The organism is Hymenobacter gummosus, assembly GCF_003970915.1.
In the GTDB taxonomy this organism is placed as follows: Bacteria; Bacteroidota; Bacteroidia; order Cytophagales; family Hymenobacteraceae; genus Solirubrum; species Solirubrum gummosum.
The window spans coordinates 1-15,944 of the sequence record NZ_RXOF01000021.1 but is presented as its reverse complement, the minus strand read 5'-3'; the positions used below and the strand labels follow the sequence as shown (position 1 = coordinate 15,944).

The 15,944-nt window shown below is 64.6% G+C and carries 15 protein-coding genes; 6 read left to right on the top strand and 9 right to left on the bottom strand.

Going from position 1 to position 15,944, the window contains the following annotated elements:
- Window positions 1-108 precede the first annotated feature (108 nt).
- Window positions 109-804: a DUF6565 domain-containing protein gene (locus EJV47_RS25535; protein WP_126696054.1), complete on the top strand. Its 696-nt coding sequence runs from the start codon at window positions 109-111 to the stop codon at window positions 802-804.
- Window positions 805-967: 163 nt separating this feature from the next.
- On the opposite strand, the gene EJV47_RS25530 is transcribed toward EJV47_RS25535, so the two are convergent.
- On the bottom strand, window positions 968-1,405 hold the full coding sequence (locus EJV47_RS25530; protein WP_126696053.1) for a hypothetical protein: 438 nt from the start codon (window positions 1,403-1,405) through the stop codon (window positions 968-970).
- Between the two features lie 161 nt (window positions 1,406-1,566).
- On the opposite strand from EJV47_RS25530, the gene EJV47_RS25525 reads away from it, so the two are divergent.
- Window positions 1,567-2,190 (top strand): deoxynucleoside kinase, encoded by a 624-nt coding sequence (locus EJV47_RS25525; RefSeq protein WP_126696052.1) that lies wholly within the window; start codon window positions 1,567-1,569, stop codon window positions 2,188-2,190.
- A 260-nt stretch (window positions 2,191-2,450) separates the two neighbouring features.
- On the opposite strand, the gene EJV47_RS25520 is transcribed toward EJV47_RS25525, so the two are convergent.
- The 5 genes from EJV47_RS25520 to EJV47_RS25500 form a co-directional block, all read right to left on the bottom strand.
- Complete coding sequence (locus EJV47_RS25520) at window positions 2,451-3,125, bottom strand: DUF2461 domain-containing protein (protein ID WP_165903932.1); 675 nt, start codon at window positions 3,123-3,125, stop codon at window positions 2,451-2,453.
- Between the two features lie 174 nt (window positions 3,126-3,299).
- Window positions 3,300-4,106, bottom strand: a complete 807-nt coding sequence (locus EJV47_RS25515; protein ID WP_126696050.1) for a DUF547 domain-containing protein — start codon at window positions 4,104-4,106, stop codon at window positions 3,300-3,302.
- Between the two features lie 157 nt (window positions 4,107-4,263).
- Window positions 4,264-4,734, bottom strand: a complete 471-nt coding sequence (locus EJV47_RS25510) for a hypothetical protein (RefSeq protein WP_126696049.1) — start codon at window positions 4,732-4,734, stop codon at window positions 4,264-4,266.
- 9 nt (window positions 4,735-4,743) lie between these two features.
- Window positions 4,744-5,805 carry a hypothetical protein gene (locus tag EJV47_RS25505; RefSeq protein ID WP_126696048.1) on the bottom strand — a complete coding sequence of 354 codons (1,062 nt, stop codon included), beginning with the start codon at window positions 5,803-5,805 and terminating at the stop codon, window positions 4,744-4,746.
- Window positions 5,806-5,818: 13 nt separating this feature from the next.
- Window positions 5,819-6,652 carry an MOSC domain-containing protein gene (locus EJV47_RS25500; protein ID WP_126696047.1) on the bottom strand — a complete coding sequence of 278 codons (834 nt, stop codon included), beginning with the start codon at window positions 6,650-6,652 and terminating at the stop codon, window positions 5,819-5,821.
- Window positions 6,653-6,886: 234 nt separating this feature from the next.
- Here EJV47_RS25500 and EJV47_RS25495 point away from each other — a divergent pair, with 234 nt between their 5' ends.
- Both EJV47_RS25495 and EJV47_RS25490 read left to right on the top strand, forming a co-directional pair.
- The gene (locus EJV47_RS25495; protein WP_165903931.1) at window positions 6,887-7,084 is read left to right on the top strand and encodes a DUF3667 domain-containing protein; all 198 of its coding nucleotides are present in this window, start codon (window positions 6,887-6,889) and stop codon (window positions 7,082-7,084) included.
- A 30-nt stretch (window positions 7,085-7,114) separates the two neighbouring features.
- A complete protein-coding gene (locus tag EJV47_RS25490) occupies window positions 7,115-7,564 on the top strand; it encodes a hypothetical protein (protein ID WP_126696045.1) in 450 nt (149 codons plus the stop codon).
- 309 nt (window positions 7,565-7,873) lie between these two features.
- On the opposite strand, the gene EJV47_RS25485 is transcribed toward EJV47_RS25490, so the two are convergent.
- A complete protein-coding gene (locus EJV47_RS25485) occupies window positions 7,874-8,833 on the bottom strand; it encodes a YitT family protein (protein WP_126696044.1) in 960 nt (319 codons plus the stop codon).
- A gap of 471 nt (window positions 8,834-9,304) precedes the next feature.
- Complete coding sequence (locus EJV47_RS25480; protein WP_126696043.1) at window positions 9,305-10,975, bottom strand: S8 family serine peptidase; 1,671 nt, start codon at window positions 10,973-10,975, stop codon at window positions 9,305-9,307.
- A gap of 135 nt (window positions 10,976-11,110) precedes the next feature.
- Between EJV47_RS25480 and EJV47_RS25475 the strand changes: the two genes are divergently transcribed.
- Window positions 11,111-11,659: a hypothetical protein gene (locus EJV47_RS25475; RefSeq protein WP_165903930.1), complete on the top strand. Its 549-nt coding sequence runs from the start codon at window positions 11,111-11,113 to the stop codon at window positions 11,657-11,659.
- A 231-nt stretch (window positions 11,660-11,890) separates the two neighbouring features.
- On the opposite strand, the gene EJV47_RS25470 is transcribed toward EJV47_RS25475, so the two are convergent.
- Entirely contained in the window at window positions 11,891-12,439 is a 549-nt protein-coding gene (locus tag EJV47_RS25470; protein ID WP_126696041.1) for an REP-associated tyrosine transposase, read from the bottom strand.
- Between the two features lie 279 nt (window positions 12,440-12,718).
- Here EJV47_RS25470 and EJV47_RS25465 point away from each other — a divergent pair, with 279 nt between their 5' ends.
- On the top strand, window positions 12,719-15,361 hold the full coding sequence (locus EJV47_RS25465; protein ID WP_126696040.1) for a PIG-L deacetylase family protein: 2,643 nt from the start codon (window positions 12,719-12,721) through the stop codon (window positions 15,359-15,361).
- Window positions 15,362-15,944 lie beyond the last annotated feature (583 nt).

Genomic DNA, 15,944 nt, shown 5'->3' with positions numbered 1-15,944 from the left:
GCCGGCCCGTAAGTGGGTTTGGCCCGAATTTTAAGGAGCCGGGCCGGAGCCCGGCCGCGGGCCCCGCCGCCCACCCCGACGGTTCTCTTTCCCCAAACGTTGCCTGCTATGAATCACATCCTGCGTTCCACCGCCTTTGCCGCCGCCCTGCTGCTGGCCGCTTCGGCCTCGGCCCAGACCACCCCCGCCAAGACCTCGACCAAGACTACCCCGGCCAAAACGCCCTCCAAAGCCTCCACCACCACCGACCGCGTGCTGTCGGACGTGGAGCAGGACCTGGGCATCTTCCGCGACTGGGTCAACGACAAGCTCGACAAAGCCGACGTGGTGACCAAGCGCGAGCTGCCGCGCATCAAGGAAGAATACGACACCCAGAGCACCCGCATCGACCGGGCCGTGGACAGCCTCACGGCCGCCGGCAAGCGCGAGTACGAGGGCCTGAAAAACCGCTACGAAAACTGGGAAACCCGCCAGGAGCGCCTGGAAAAGGAAGCCAGCCAGCCCGCCACCGCCCAGCAGACGCAGACGCGCATCCTGGGCGAAAATGTGAACCTGGCCACCGCCCGCGCCTCCGAAATGACCGACCTCTACGGCCGCTTCATCGACTACGTGCGCACCAACCGCAAGAACTGGACGGCCGAAGACTGGGCCCAGGCCTCGGCCGTGCTCACCCGCCTCAACCAGCGCTACGAGAAAGTGCGGGAGCAGATTCCGACCGATGACCGCCTGCGCATCCGCTCCTGGCAGGGCGAGTTCCGCACCCTGGAGCAGGCCAAAAAGACCAAGGAAGCCGTTAGTGAATAGTAACGGCCGTATTCCAGAACGTCATGTCGAGCTTGTCGAGACATCTCGCGTGCTGACGTCGGATAGTGTTATTCTCTTTCAACGAGTTGAATGCTATCGGCCATCAGCACGCGAGATGTCTCGGCTTTGCTCGACATGACGTGCTTTTTGCCCATGAAAACCCTCAAGCTGCTGCGCCAGCGCGTCGGAAGGCGTGCTGGCGCAGCCATTTCCAGGCGGGGCCCACGCTGTAGAAGGTGCGCAAGTCCACGGCCTCCCGGATTTTGTTGATGAGGGCCGCGTTTTCGAACGACACCATCATGTCGGCGTTGATGACGTAGGCGAAGCAGGTCAGGCCAGCGGCTTTGGCGCGCGGAATCCACTCGTACTCGATCCAGCTCATGGCCTCGCCCCAGTCGCCGCTGGTGCCGCGCTTGTCGTTGAGCAGGCCCACGGGGTGCAGCTGCTCGTGCCAGGCCAGGCTGGCTTCGGCCACGCGGACGACCTCGTCGGCGGTGAGGTGGCCGTGCCAGCGCACGTAGAGCACGCGCTCGGCGGCGAAAAAGCCGAAATCGGCCACGCGCAGGCCGCGGGCGTCGTCGACGTGGTAAACCAGCTCCACCGGGGAGTGGAGTTTGCAGGTGCGGGGATGGGGTACAGGCGGTGGCATATATATAAGTTAATATATTTTTAGCGCCGGTGCAATTCCGGTCCGGGCAGCGCAATCAGGCGCGGGCTTTGCCGTACTTTTGTCGGCTTCATTCTGCATCCGCCCTCATTCCCATGCATATCGCCATTGTCGGCAACATCGGCGCCGGTAAGACCACCCTGGCCCACAAGCTGGCCCACCACTTCCAGTGGGAAGTGTTTCTGGAAGACGTGGACGACAATCCGTACCTGAAGGATTTCTACGACGACATGCCCCGCTGGGCCTTCCACCTGCAGGTGTACTTCCTCAACAGCCGCTTCCGCCAGACGCAGCGCATCAAGCAGCTGCAGCAGGCCAGCAAGGGTGTGATTCAGGACCGCACCATCTACGAGGACGCCCACATCTTCGCGGCCAACCTGAACGAGTCGGGGCTGATGAACGAGCGGGACTTCCAGAACTACCGCTCCCTGTTCGATTCGATGATCAGCATGGTGGAGCCGCCCGACCTGCTGCTCTACCTCAAGGCCGATTTGCCCAAGCTCATCCAGCAGATTGAGAAGCGCGGCCGCGACTACGAGACGCACATGCGCATCGAGTACCTCAAGAACCTCAACGAGCACTACGAGAAGTGGATCAGCAGCTACGACGCCGGCAAGCTGCTCGTCATCGACGTGAACCAGCTCGACTACGTCGCCCGCCCCGAAGACCTCGGCGTCATCATCGAAAAGATTCAGGGCAAGCTGTTTGGTCTGTTTTAATTAGGAGATTAAGTGATTGGGGAATTAGGGGAACAGCACGTCATCCTGAGCCTTAGCGAAGGACCTTTCTCGCACCCTGCACCAACCAGAAAGCGCAGCCACCAACGCCCTGATGTTGGTGGCTGCGCTTTACTGTTCTAGCGAATTAGCGTCTGCTCGTTGTCTTTGACGGCGGTGCAGGGTGCGAGGAAGGTCCTTCGCTAAGGCTCAGGATGACGTGCTGTTCCCCTAATCCCCTAATTACTTAATCACCCAATCCCCTAATCTCCCATCATCGCCTCGTTGAGGAAGCCGACGAGGGGCTGGGCGGCTTGCCAGGCGGCCAGCACGCGCTCGGGGAAGTCGGGGCGCAACACTTCCTTGTCGGAAAAGGAGCGCCACACAAAGAAGCTTTTCAGCCGCAGCCACTCGATGTCGGGGTCGTTGCGGTCGTAGCCTTTGGGGGCGGTGCGCAGGGCCTGGCTCATGTCGAGGCCCTTGGGAAATTCGCGCAGCAGCGCGGGGGCCTGCCGCAGGGCGTGGAAAGCGTCGGCGTTGTAGTGGATTTCCTGGCGGATACGGGCCAGCTGCTGGGGCTCGGGCTGCCAGCGGCCGGCGCCCACGTAGGTTTCGCCGCCGGCTTCGAGGGCCACGAAGTAGCCGGCCCAGGGGCTCTGGCGGCCGTCGCGCTTGAGGCCGGCGCCCATGTGGTTTTTGTACGGCTCGTCGCTCTGCTGAAACCGGTCGTTTTTGTTGATACGGTACATCACGTCGGAGGGGCTAAGCGCCGTCAGGGCGGGCTCGAACTGCTGGGCGCGCTGCAGCAAATCGGCCACGAGGGCGGTGTAGAGCTTGCGGGCGCGCTGGTATTCGGCGCGGTGGGCGTCCATCCAGGGCTTGCTGTTGTTCTGCTTGAGCTGGCGCAGAAAGTCGAGTACGGGGGCGAGGTCAGTCACTGGTCGGGGGAGCAGGAGAGAAAATCGGCGGTCAGGGGCGCCGGTGCCATTGGCTAACCGGAATGCAGCCAAATCGGCCCGGCCGAGCCGCCGTAACACAAAAAAGGCCCGTTGCCGGGCCTTCTGAAACGCAGAAACCCGGGCCGCGGATTCCCGCGGCCCGGACAAAAACGCTTAGTGCTTGCGCGCCTGCTGGGCCATTACGCCCGAGGCCCCCGTGTCGTTCAGCGTCCAGTCGTAGGGCAGGTACTGCACCGTGGCGGCCGGCTCGATGCGCGTAGTGGCGTAGCGGTTGAGGAAGGCAATCAGCTGGGCTTTTTCCCCGAACTCGGCCGCGTGCCAGTCGAACACGCTCGATACCTGCACGGCCGCGGCGCTGAGCTGGTTGCGCGTGGCGTCGTTGACGAAGCGGCGCGCCTGGGCGTCGAGCTGCTGGTCGAGGCGGGCCCCGTCGTAGGCTTCGGGCAGCAGGGCGGGGCTGGAGGCGGCGGCGCAGTGCAGGGCCAGGAAGCGGCGCGCGTCCTGGGGCAGCAGGCGCGGCAGGATTTCGCGCTCAATCTGGTTGAGCGAGTACAGCTTGCCGCCTACGTTCACCTCGGGGGCTTCCCAGGCGGGCTTGTAGCCGCCCACGGTTTTGATTTTGATGTCGCCCAGGCGCTGCACCGGGTAGTACTCCACGGCCAGGTTGAGGGTGTAGGCATTGTAGACGTTCAGCCAGAAAGCGGCCTGGTCCTGGCGCGTCCAGCTGGCTTCGGGCGTGACGTGGCGCAGGGCCTGCAAGTAGCCGCGCAGTTGCTCGTCGTGCTCGGCCAGGTCGGCATAAGGCAGGCGGCCGTCGGGCTGCACGTAGCGTTTCAGCAGCTCGTTCCAGGGGCGGTGCAGCAGCTCCAGGGTGTTGTTGTCGGCCTGGGCCCGTATGGCAGTCAGCAGGGGCAACAGCAGCAAGACCAGCCGGAGCCAGCGGTAAGGAGTAGGTTGCATAGAATAAGGTGCGGGAAGGAGGGCGGCAAACCCTAAACGCGGCACCGACTCCCAATTTGGGCTTACCGTCAGGCGTTTAGGGCAAGCAAAAGTAGTCGGCTTGTAGCACTATGCCAAGCCCGTGTAATAATTTTACTAATAAATATACAACGCTGCGTTAACGCTGTTCCCGAAACGGGACTACAGGCCACCGGGCTAAGCCGAAGTGCTGCATCACTTGTTCCACCAAGGCTGCCCGCACTACCAGTACCAGATGTTGCGGTCGGGTTTCGGCTTCCAGCAGCTGCCGCAGCGCCGGGGCCAAACCGGCCCCGCGCAGCTCCAGCGGCCCGATTTCATCCACTACCAGCCAGGCCGGCGGGGCTTCAGCCGCGCCGCTTAGGGCCGCGTTGGCCCAACCGAAGGCGGCCGGGGCGAACTGAAACCGCCCGATGCTGACGACCGGCCACTGCCCGGGCCGCGCCGAAGCGGGCCACTGCAGCCCCGTGGCCATGTCGAGGAAGTAGCGGCGGCCGTGCGCGTCGGTGGGCATGAGCAGGCCGGCCACATCGGGGCGGCCGGCGGCCCAGCGGCGCAGGCGGGTGGTTTTGCCGCTACGGATGGGGCCGCTGAGCAGGTGAATGACCATCGCCACCGATTAGCCCGCGGGCGCCAGAAACAGGTTGACGGCCAGGGTGCGGCCAAACCAGCGCAGCCGCGCCAGCCCGCGGTAGCCGGCCGAGTGCCGCCAGCAGCGGGCCACCAGCTGCCGGGTAGCGGGTAGCAGCTCCAGGGTGCTTTGCAAATCGGCGGCCCAGCGGCCCCGGGGGCGGGTAAGCCAGCGGCGCAGCTGCCGCGTGAGCAGCGGAGCCACCAACAGCGCCCAGGCCCCATACACCAGCAAGGAGCGCAGCAGCAGGCCGCCCAGGCGGTGCTGATCGGCCGCTTGGGCCGGGGGCCAGCCCAGCAGCGCGGCCAGCCACAGCAGCAGCGCCGCGCCCCAGAGCCCGAGCAGCAGGCGGCTGATGCCGCCGCGCCGGCGTTTGGGCTTCAGCGGCTTTTCGGGGGTAGCGGCGTCGGCTTCGGCCGCTTCGGCGGGACGCAGCAGCAGCCAACCGTAGCGCTGCAACAGGCCGGGCAGGTACGCGGGCAGGCTGCCCGCCCACCAGCCCAGGGCCGCGCCGATAAGGGCGTGCGTGGCGAAGTAAGCCGCCACCAGCCACAGGGCATAATCGGCCCGGGGCGCGGCCTGGCCCAGCAGGCCCTGCACAAAGTCGTTGAACGCCGCCGGCAGGGCCTTGCCGCCCAGCAGCCAGAGCGTGAGAATGCGCTGCCCGGCCGATTCGAGCATGGTCAGGGCGCCCAGCAGCAGGCCGCGCAGGCGGGGCAGGGCCTTGCTCCAGCTCAGTACCTCACCCAGCAAGCCCTGAAAGCTTACGGCCAGGTAGGCGTTGGGGGAGGTGTGCGGGCTGAGCAGGGCTTTGATGGTCAGCACTACCAGCAGGCCGCGCAGCACCGTGCCGCGGCGGGGTGCGTAGTGGCCCAGCAGCTGCACCAGCACCACGGCCGCGCCGCCCACCAGCAGGCCCGTTACGGGCAGCTTCAGCGCGTGCAGCACGCCGCCCAGCAGGGCCTCGCTCAGCGCCCACAGCGCCACCAGCCGCGGCAGCAGCAAGGGCGTGGTGGCCGGCGGGGCCGAAGCGGCGGCAGTGGGGCTCATGGGCGCGCCGGGCTTAGGTGAGCGGGTGGTAGCTGTGCACCGTCAGGGCGTCGCCCAGGCGCAGGCGGCCACCCGCGGGGCCCACCACGTTCATGCCGAACATGACCTTGTTGCCGGCGGTGCGGTAGCGGGCCAGGGTGCGCAGGGGCTCGGGGCCGCGCTGGGCGGTTTGCTGGTCGGTGGTGGTAAGCACGCAGCGGGCGCAGGGCCGGATGCCGTGGAAATCGGCCTCGCCGAGCTGGAAGTGCAGCCAGCTGTCCTCGGCGTAAGGCGCGGCCCCGCTCACCACCAGGTTGGGCCGGAAGCGGTTCATGGGTACGGCGTCGGCACCCAGGCGCTGGTTGAGGTCGTCGAGGGAAGCCTGGCCGATGAGCAGGTAGGGGTAGGCATCGGCGAAGCTGACCAGGCCCGGGGCGTGGCCGCCGTCGGCTTCGCGCAGGGCCGCATCGGGCATATGCACCAGGCGCACGGGCTGGCCCAGGGCCTCCGTCAGCCACTCGTCGTGCTCGGGCAGGCCGCGGAAGGCAAACACCATGTCGTCCCAGATGGTGACGAACTGCGTGCCCTTGTGCTCGGCCATGAAGGGCACCAGCAGGGGGCGCAGCTCGGGCCGCTGGATGTGGCGGATGATGAAGCCGTTGTGGGCGTACTCCAGGTGCAGCAGGGCCATCTGCGGCAGCACGCGCTGGGTGAGGAAATGCCCGCGCTGGTCCACCACCAGCCAGCGCCGGTCGTGGCGCAGGCCGCGGGTGGTCAGCTCGGCCTCGGGCACGCGCAGGCCACCGAGGGACTTGACGGGGTAGAGGTATAAATCGGAGAGGATGCTGGGGGCGGGAGCTGGGGCCATAAGGCGAAGGTACAGCTTGCGCGGCAGTGGGAAAGGGGCTAAACTGCAAAGTCGTACCCAACCAAGCCCGGTTTCTGCCATGTCCGCACCCGCCGTTGCCCCCGCCGAAACCCGCGCCGCCGCGCCCGACCACGCTTCGGCCGCCGACTGCCTGAACTGCGCCCAGCCCCTGGCCGCCGGCCCATACTGCCCCACTGCGGGCAGCAGCGCCCCCACCGGCTCAGCACCCACCACGTGCTGCACGAGCTGGTGCACGTATTCACCCACGCCGACAAAAGCATCTTCGGCTTCGTGGGGCAGGTGCTGCTACGCCCCGCCCGCGTGGTGGCCGACTACCTGGCCGGCCGCCGCAAGCGGTACTTCAACCCCTTCCAGTTTCTGCTGCTCATCGTGGGTTTGGCCACGCTGCTGGCCGTGAAGCTGCACTACTAAGAGCGGATCGGGGAGCAGGTGCAGCACGGCATGCAGGCGCACGGGGCCCCGGCCTTCGTGCTGGCGCGGGTGGGAACCTACTTCGAGGCCGTCGGCAAGTTTTTCAACGTGTGGTGGCTGGCCCTGATGCCCCTGCACGCGCTGGTGGCCTGGGCAGTATACCGCCGCCGGCTCAACTACGCCGAGTCGTTTTTCACGCTGGTGGTGGTCGGCAGCGCCTTTCAGGTGTATCTGATTCTGGCCCTGGTGAGCGTGTTTCTGGTCATCGGGCTGGAGCCAGGCAGTAGCACGGCGCTGCTGCAGGCCCTGGTGTACGTGGCCTACCTCACCCTCATCGGGCGGGGCGCACTCGGCCTGAGCTGGCCCCGGGCCCTGGGCAGCGCCCTCATCGTGAGCCTGGCCGCCGCCGTTATCAACTACGGCCTCAACTGGCTGGCCTTCTGGGGCTACGTGATGCACTTTCGAGTGCCGAGAGGGTGAGTGAAGAAGGAGCAATGAGGAGGGAAGAGTGAGGTAGGGAAAAAGGCCGTCATCCTGAGCCCCAGCGAAGGACCTTCCTCGCACCCCGCACCGCCACTGATGCCAACGTGCAAACGCTGAACTGCACCAACTAGAAGCGCAGCCACCAACGCCCATCGTCCGGGCATGGTGGCTGCGCTTTTATCGTGCTGCCGGAATAGCGCCTGAGCTTGGACTTCGGCGGCGGTGCAGGGAGGGAGGAAGGTCCTTCGGCTGCGCCTCAGGATGACGGGCTATTTTCCTTCTTCCTTCCTCATTCCTCCTTCTTCATTAATGCAGTGGTCTTTTCTTGATCAGGCCGCCGTGGGTGTCCTTGATGCTGTGCATGATCAGGAAGGCCTGGTGGTCGATGGCTTCGACTTCGGTTTTGAGGCGCGTGACTTCCAGGCGCGTCACGGCGGTGAAGACGATGTCGAGGCCTTCCTGCTGGTGGCCGTGGCCGCCGTAGCCGGTTTTGCCCGCGTAGATGGTCACGCCGTGGCCCAGCTTCTCGGTTATCATCTTGCGGATAGCCTCGCTGCGCTTGGAAATGATAGTGACGCCGGTGTATTCCTCCAGACCGTCAATCATGAAATCCACCGTCTTGGAGGCCGAGAGGTAGGCGAGGATGGAGTAGAGGGCGGTTTCGATGGACAGCACGTAGGCCGCCACGGCGAAGATGACGATGTTGATAACCAGGATAACGTCGCCCACGCTCAGCGGGCTTTTGCGGCTGGCAAACACCGACAGCACCTCCGTGCCGTCGAGCACGCCGCCGCCCCGGATGGTGAGGCCGATGCCCGCGCCGAGGAAAAACCCACCGAACACCGAAATCAGCAGCTTGTCGTGGGTGAGGACGGGGAAGGTGACGAAGTGCAGCACGATGGCCAGGCCCAGAATGGCCAGGGCCGCCCGAATGGCCACCACCCGGTCGAGGTGGAAGTAGGCCAGCACCAGAAACGGCGCGTTTATCACCACGATGAGCACCGACAAGTCCCAGCCCGTCACCTGGGCCGTCAGCAGCGACATACCCGTCACGCCGCCGTCGATGAAGTCGTTGGGGAGCAGAAAGCCGTTCAGGCCCAGCGCCGCCGAGAAGATACCCGCAATAATCAGCGCGATGCTAACCAGCTGCCGCCGCAACAGCCGCAGCCCCAGTTTCCAGAGCGAACCGCCCGAATGCTCCGGCGGAATGCCATTGGGATACTTCAGACGCAGAATGTTACGGATGACAAGTTGCTGTATCAGCATGCAGAAAATGGGGTTGATGAAACAGAAAGTACGGATGAACCGGCCGCTTAACCGAGTTAAATCCAATTAATAGAGTAAATGGCCGGCCCCGGCGGCGGCAACCAGCCGGGCCTTAGCAGTAATAACCCCCTGAGGCCTGGCTGGTTCGGCCGGTGGGGGCATTTTCCCGGATTGCAGCTAGAGCTAAGGCTAGTTCCCCTCCTCAGCTGAGGAGGGGCTAGGGGTGGTTGACCTCACCTCAGCACGTCATGTCGAGCCCTGCGAGACATCTCGCGTGCTGATGTCCGATAGTAACTTCTAGCTCTATAACTCTAGCCATTCAACCACCCCTAACCCCTCCTCAGCTGAGGAAGGGAACTAGCCTTGGTTCTGGCTGTCCGGGACCGTTAGACTGTGGTGTCACCGGCCACAAACAAACGGGCCGCAGCTTCCGCCGCGGCCCGCATTCAAAGGCTGAAACGTAAGCCGGGCTTACTTGCCCGCCGCCGAAGCGCCGGTGGCGGCGCCCTTGCCGGCCGTGGCCTGTTGGGCCAACTGCACGGCGCGGTAGAGGTTCACCACCCCGCCGGTGTTCGAAAGCGTGGCAAAATCCACCAGCTTTTTCTCCTCGCCGGGCTGCTGCACCTTGGTGTGCACCGGCTCGGCCGACTGCATGATAATGCGCTTCAGCTCGGCGGCCTGCAGCTGGGGGAAGTACGACTTGAGCACCGCCGCCACGCCGGCTACCGTGGGCGCGGCCATGCTGGTGCCGCTTTCGTTGCCGTACTTGCTGCCGGGCAGGGTGTTGTAGATGGCCACGCCCGGGGCAAAGACGTCGACGCGCTTGCCGTAGTTGGAGAAGTCGGCGGCCAGCTTCTCGTCGTTTTTGCTGGCGCTGGCGCCCACCGTCAGCACGTTGGGGTAAGTGGTTTTGGCGCCCTCGGCCACGGCCGCCGGGAAGTGGTCAATCTGGTCGATGTTGTTGGATTCGTTGCCGGCCGCGTGCACCAGCAGCACGCCCTTCGAGCCGGCGTAGCGGATGGCATCCTCCACCTCCTTGCGCTGGGGCGAGTAGTACTTGCCGAAGCTCATGTTGATAACCGTCGCGCCGTTGTCCACGGCGTAGCGGATGGCGTTGGCCACGTCCTTGTCGTGCTCGTCGCCGTCGGGCACGGCGCGCACGGCCATGATGCGCACCGGCGCATCGGCCACGCCCAGCACGCCCAGGTTGTTGCGGCGGTCGGCGGCAATGATGCCCGATACGTGGGTGCCGTGCAGCGGGTCGGGACCGTGCACGTCGGGGTTGCCGTAATTGCGCTGGGCCACGTTGTTTTCGTCGTCCTTCACGATGTCGGCCCGGGGGTTAAACGCGAGGTTGAGCGAGTAATCCACCCGGCGCTTGGTCGATTCGGTGGCCTTCTGCATTTCCTCCACGGCCGTTTCCAGGTCGGGGGCGCCGGTAGCCAGCAGGTAGCCGTACATGGCGTCGCGCAGCTGCTCCATCTGCTTGTCGGCGCTGGGCAGCTTGCGCAGGGCGGCGGTATCCACGCGCGACACCTGCAGCAGCTGCCGCAGCTGCCCGGCCAGGAAGTCAATCTTGCCGCTCATGTCGGTGAGCTGGGTCAGGCTCTCGTTGTCTTCCTTGAGCTTCCGCTCGTAGTCCTTTTTCACGCGCTGGTACAGGTCGTACTCGGCCTGCTTGGCCTTGGGCAGCGAGCTGCGGGTCTTGCCCTCGTACAGGGGCTTGAGCCGGGCTACCAGGCGCGTTTCCTCGTAGGTGTCGGCGTCCACGTTGCGGCCGTCCTTGCCGCCGAGGAAGTTCCAGCCGTAGATGTCGTCGACGTAACCGTTGCCGTCGTCGTCCTTGCCGTTGCCGGGAATTTCCTTGGGATTGTGCCAGAGCACGCGCTTGAGGTCGGCGTGGGTGGTGTCCACGCCCGAGTCGATAACGGCCACCACCACCGGGGCAGCGGTGCGGCCTTTCAGCAGCTCGGCGTAGGTGCGGTCGGTGCTGATGCCCATGACGTTGTTGGTCTTGGGGTCGAGGTGCGTCCACTGCTGGGGAGCGGGCTCGGCCGCGGCCGCGGGGCTCTGGGCAAAGGCGGCGGCGGGTAGCAAAGCCACGCCGAGCACGGCCAGCCAGGGACGGAGGGAATTGCGCATGAACAAGGGGTAAGTCGGGAAGTAAGTTGCGGCGGCAATGACACATTGCGTGCCGAAAGATAGACCACTGACGACGGCCGGGAGCCGGGCGTTGCGGCCGGGTCGGGTTTTTGTATCTATAGGCTTTAACCGATATTGCTGCATATCCCGTTCCCCGCCGAGGTGAATAACGTGAGCAAACCAGCCGTACGGCCGCCAAAAGACGCCGAGCTGCTACTGGGCATAGCCTGGCGGCTGCTGCTGCCCCTGCTGACCCTGGCCCTCCTGTTCGAAGCCGAAGACTGGCTGCAGCCCCTGCCGCCCCTCGGCCCCGTCGCGCCCACCCACCCAGCCCCTGCCGACCCGCTGAAAACAGCCGTGGCCGTGCTGCCAGCCGTGCTCGGCGGCCTGGCCCAGGTCCTGCCCACCCTGCTGCTGTGGCTGCTCGGCACCGCAGTGTTCCTCGTGCTGCTGCTGGGCCAGGCCTTTCTGAGTCCGCTGCCCTGGTACCACCGCCACCTGCACGGGCGGGCCTGGCGGTTTGCGCTGCCGGGCCTGGCCGCCGGGCTGTGCTGGCTGCAGCTGCTTGCGGCCACCGGCTTTGTCTGGCTGACGTGGTTTAAGCTAGGCAGCGCCGGGCTAGCCCTGACGGTGGTGGGGCTGCTGGAATGGGCTACGAAGCCGGCCGGCGCCCCGGCGGCGTAAGGGCCTCGTTGTGCTGGGCCGCCGGAGGCTCAGAGCTGGCGCCGGTTTAGCCGTCGAAGACGGCGTAACCGGTGCCTATCATAAAGCAGGTTTTCAACCTGCGTGGAACGGTGTTGTATTAGCCGGGTCCGTTCGTCCGCAGGATTCGGCACGCAGGCTGAAAGCCTGCTTTATTTTAGGCACCGGTTACACTCGCTTCGCTCGTTAAACCGGCGCCAGCCACGGTTTCGGCTACTGAATCAGCAGTACCGGCAGCAGGCCCGGCTGTCCAGCATAATTACGGGCGCTGCTGTACAGGAACTCCTCGGGCAAAGCCACGAAGCCCGCTTCTACGGGGTTGCGGTGGACGTACTCCAGCTTCTGCCGTCGCAGAAAATTCGTCCCCAGTTCCACCGGGTGGCTGCCCGCCTGCCAAAATTGGTACTGCTCGTTCCCGGCTTTGTGCTGCCCGGCCCGCGCAAACATCCACAGCAGCCAGGCCCGTCGGCTTTCCTGCTGATTATCCGCAATGGCCCGTAGCAGCTCCTTGGAAGTATGCCGTTTCAAGTCGCGGATAATGCCGGTCAGCCGCCCCGTTTCACTGCCCACGATGAGGTGCACGTGGTTGGTCATGATGCAGTAGGCGTACAGCTCCAGTCCCTTGTGCCCAGTGCAGTAGCGGAGACTGTCGATAACAATGTCGCAGTACAGCCGCCGGGTAAATACGTCCACCCAGTTGACGGTGGCAAAGCTCAAAAAGTAAAGCTGCCGCTCGTCGCGGACTTTATACCTGTCACTCATAGATAATTCAGATAAAGCTGGCGCCGGTTTAGCCGTCGAAGACGGCGTAACCGGTGCCGAAAATAAAGCAGGCTTTCAGCCTGCGGGCCGAAACCACCGGAAAAATCTGCTCAAGACCGCCCGGCTCCAATACGCAGGCTGAAAGCCTGTCTTATTTCGGGCAACGGTTACGCAACTTTCAGTTGCTAAACCGGCGCCAGCCCCTCGCGCAACCTCACCCAAAACATCTTCGCCCTTCCGCGGTCTACCTTTACGCTCCGCACGCCCAGCCCCATCAGAATGCTCCGTCGCCTCCTCCGCGCCGCCCTGCCGGCCGTCCTACTTACTCAGCCGCTCACTCACTCCTTCACCGCGGAGGCGCAAGCGCCGAAGACCTACTCCTCCTCGGAAATCCTGCTGGGCCTCAAGAAGCTCAACGTGCTGGGCTCGGTCCTCTACATCGCCGCCCACCCCGACGACGAGAACACCCGCCTGATTGCCTACATGGCCAACGGCCGCCTGGTGGAAACCGGCTACTTCAGCTGCACCCGCGGCGACGGCGGCCAGAACCTCATCGGCCCGGAGCTGCGCGAGCAGCTGGGCGTCATCCGCACCCAGGAGCTGCTGGCGGCCCGCCGCATCGACGGCGGCCGGCAGTTCTTCGGGCGCGCCAACGACTTCGGCTTCAGCAAAACCCCGCAGGAGACCTTCAACATCTGGGACAAGGAGCAGGTGCTGGCCGACATGGTCTGGGTCATACGCCAGCGCCGGCCCGACGTGCTCATCACCCGCTTTCCGCCCGACGCCCGCGCCGGCCACGGCCACCACACCGCCTCGGCCATCCTAGCCGCCGAAGCCTTCGACGCCGCCGGCGACCCGAAACGCTTCCCCGAGCAGCTCCAGTACGTGCAGCCCTGGCAGCCCAAGCGGCTATTCTGGAACACCGGCTCCTTCTTCGTGAAGCCCGGCGAGAACATGGACGGCTACCTCAAAATCGACGCCGGCGGCTACAATCCGCTGCTGGGCCAGAGCTACGGCGAAATTGCCGCCCGCAGCCGCTCCCAGCACCGCAGCCAGGGCTTCGGCTCGGCCGCCCAGCGCGGCGAAGCCCTCGAATACCTGCAATTGGTGAAAGGCGACAAAGCCACCAAAGACCCCCTCGAAGGCGTGGACCTGACCTGGAACCGCGTGAAAGGCGGAGCCGCCGTGCAGAAGCTCCTCGATGAGGTCATCCGCAAATACGACCCGAGCAACCCGGCCGCGAGCGTGGCGGGGCTGCTGAAAGTGCAGAAGGCTATCCGGCAATTCCCAACTGCGTACGGCCAACAGGAAGGAGGACCTACCCGGACCTTTTGGGCAGAGGAGAAACTAGGTGAAATCGAGGAGTTGATTAAAGCCTGCCTCGGGCTTCATCTGGAAGCCATTGCTGCCCAGCCTTCAGTTGCCATCGGCGACAGTTTTCGGGTGACGGTATCAGCCATCAACCGTTCGGACTTCCCGGTGACGCTGCAGGAGGCCCGAGCAAGCAGCAATACCTTTTCGGGCAAGGTGTTGCAGAAGGGCGTGCCATTTGTCGCTAAAGGCCCTTTGCGAATTCCGTCTGAAAAAGGCTCTGCTACAGGCGATGCCCCACAAGGCGTAACGCAACCTTACTGGCTTATCGAACAGGCGACGGTAGGCATGTACAAAGTGCCAGAAATAGTAACGGCCTTCCCGAATGAATCTGTCCGCATTAGCTCCGTAATGGCAGAGCGTACCCACGGGAGAAGTGTTATTGGTACCCCTGAAAATGGCGCGGCGGCCAATGTGTATTTCTATACTTATCTGGATAAGGAAGAATTTAGATTCAAAGTCCCCGTCCAATACAAGCGCACCGACCCCGCCCTGGGTGAGCTGTACCAGCCCCTGACCGTAGTGCCGCCCGTGGCCGTGAACGTGCCAGGTAAAGCCTACATCTTCAACGACCAGCAGGTGAGCGACGGGTGGGCGCAGCAGGTGCCCGTCACCATCCGGGCAGGGCGGGCTGATGTCTCCGGCTCTCTAGCCTTGCAGATGCCGGCAGGCTGGCAAGCTGAGCCGGCTACGATTCCGTTCAGCCTCAAAAACAAGGACGAAGAGCAAACCTTCAACTTCCGGGTGCGCCCGGTGAGCGTGGGTCGCGAGGGCGCCGGGCAGCTGCGCGCCGTCGCGACGGTAGCCGGCCAGGTCTACTCGCGCGGTATTCAAACCATCAGCTACCCGCACATCCCGACGCAGACGCTCTTCCCCGAAGCCACCGCCCCGCTCGTGCGCCTCGACGTGAAGCGCCGCCGCGACGAAATCGGCTACCTCATGGGCGCCGGCGACGAAGTGCCCGAAGCCCTGCGCCAGCTCGGCTACCGCGTCAATCTGCTCAAGCCCGAGGACGTGACCGAAGACCGTCTCAAACGCTTCGACGCGGTGGTGCTCGGCGTGCGCGCCTACAACACCATCGAGCGGATGAAGGCCCTGCAGCCCGTGCTGCTGCGCTACGTGGAGCAGGGCGGCAACCTGGTGGTGCAGTACACCGTCAACCGCGGCACCGTCATTCCCGAAATCGGCCCGTACCCCATGCAGCTCTCGAACGACCGCGTGACGGTGGAAAACGCGCCCGTGACCTTCCTGCGGCCCCAGCACCCCGTGCTGAACGTGCCCAACAAAATCACCAGCAAGGACTTCGAAGGCTGGCAGCAGGAGCAGGGCCTCTACTACCCCAGCTCCTGGGACGATAAGTACCAGCCCATCATCAGCAGCAACGACCCCGGCGAGAAGCCCAAGCAGTCGGCCATCCTCGTCGCCGAGTACGGCAAGGGCCACTACATCTACACCGGCCTCTCCTTCTTCCGCGAGCTGCCCGCCGGCGTGCCCGGCGCCTACCGCCTCATCACCAACCTCATCGAGCTGCGCCGGGACAAGGCGAATTAGGGTAGGAGGGTGAGCGGGTAGGAGTTGAGGAGTTGATAGGGAAAAGGGCACCGCGCCAACAGAACGACAAACTCCCCTCCTCAGATGAGGAGGGGAAGCCGACGCTGTAGCGGCGGCTGGGGTGGTTGACCGTCGTTGCTGACGCCAGGTAGTAACCAACTACCTACCAAGCCTCCCCGCTCGCTTCCGCCGTCTCGCCGCCCGCTTCCACTGTCTCTCCGCACGTTCCCACTGTCTCGCCGCGGCCTGCCACCATCATTCCGCGCGCTTCCACCGTCTCGCTGACCTCTGCCACCCTCATTCCGCCCGTTCCCACCATCTCGCCGCGCTTAGCTACCGCCTCGCAGATACGACCTACTACCTCGCAGATGGTTCCTACCGCCTCGCAGATACAATCTACTGCCTCCGAGCGCGCACCTAACGTCTCGCAGACCGCACATACAGCCTCGCAGATGTTAGCTAACCCAAGTTGCGGGGTACTAAAGCTGGGGCAAAAAGAAATCTGTTCCGCCCGGAACAGGGTAGGTTTGAAGTATCTGACGCTTCACTCCTTCCCCGACCATGACGGAACAGACCGTGGCAA

Coding starts and splice junctions, on each gene's coding strand:
- EJV47_RS25535 (WP_126696054.1), top strand. CDS start 109: ATGAATCACATCCTGCGTTCCACCGCCTTTGCCGCCGCCCTGCTGCTG.
- EJV47_RS25525 (WP_126696052.1), top strand. CDS start 1,567: ATGCATATCGCCATTGTCGGCAACATCGGCGCCGGTAAGACCACCCTG.
- EJV47_RS25515 (WP_126696050.1), bottom strand. CDS start 4,106: ATGCAACCTACTCCTTACCGCTGGCTCCGGCTGGTCTTGCTGCTGTTG.
- EJV47_RS25510 (WP_126696049.1), bottom strand. CDS start 4,734: ATGGTCATTCACCTGCTCAGCGGCCCCATCCGTAGCGGCAAAACCACC.
- EJV47_RS25505 (WP_126696048.1), bottom strand. CDS start 5,805: ATGAGCCCCACTGCCGCCGCTTCGGCCCCGCCGGCCACCACGCCCTTG.
- EJV47_RS25500 (WP_126696047.1), bottom strand. CDS start 6,652: ATGGCCCCAGCTCCCGCCCCCAGCATCCTCTCCGATTTATACCTCTAC.
- EJV47_RS25490 (WP_126696045.1), top strand. CDS start 7,115: ATGCAGGCGCACGGGGCCCCGGCCTTCGTGCTGGCGCGGGTGGGAACC.
- EJV47_RS25485 (WP_126696044.1), bottom strand. CDS start 8,833: ATGCTGATACAGCAACTTGTCATCCGTAACATTCTGCGTCTGAAGTAT.
- EJV47_RS25480 (WP_126696043.1), bottom strand. CDS start 10,975: ATGCGCAATTCCCTCCGTCCCTGGCTGGCCGTGCTCGGCGTGGCTTTG.
- EJV47_RS25470 (WP_126696041.1), bottom strand. CDS start 12,439: ATGAGTGACAGGTATAAAGTCCGCGACGAGCGGCAGCTTTACTTTTTG.
- EJV47_RS25465 (WP_126696040.1), top strand. CDS start 12,719: ATGCTCCGTCGCCTCCTCCGCGCCGCCCTGCCGGCCGTCCTACTTACT.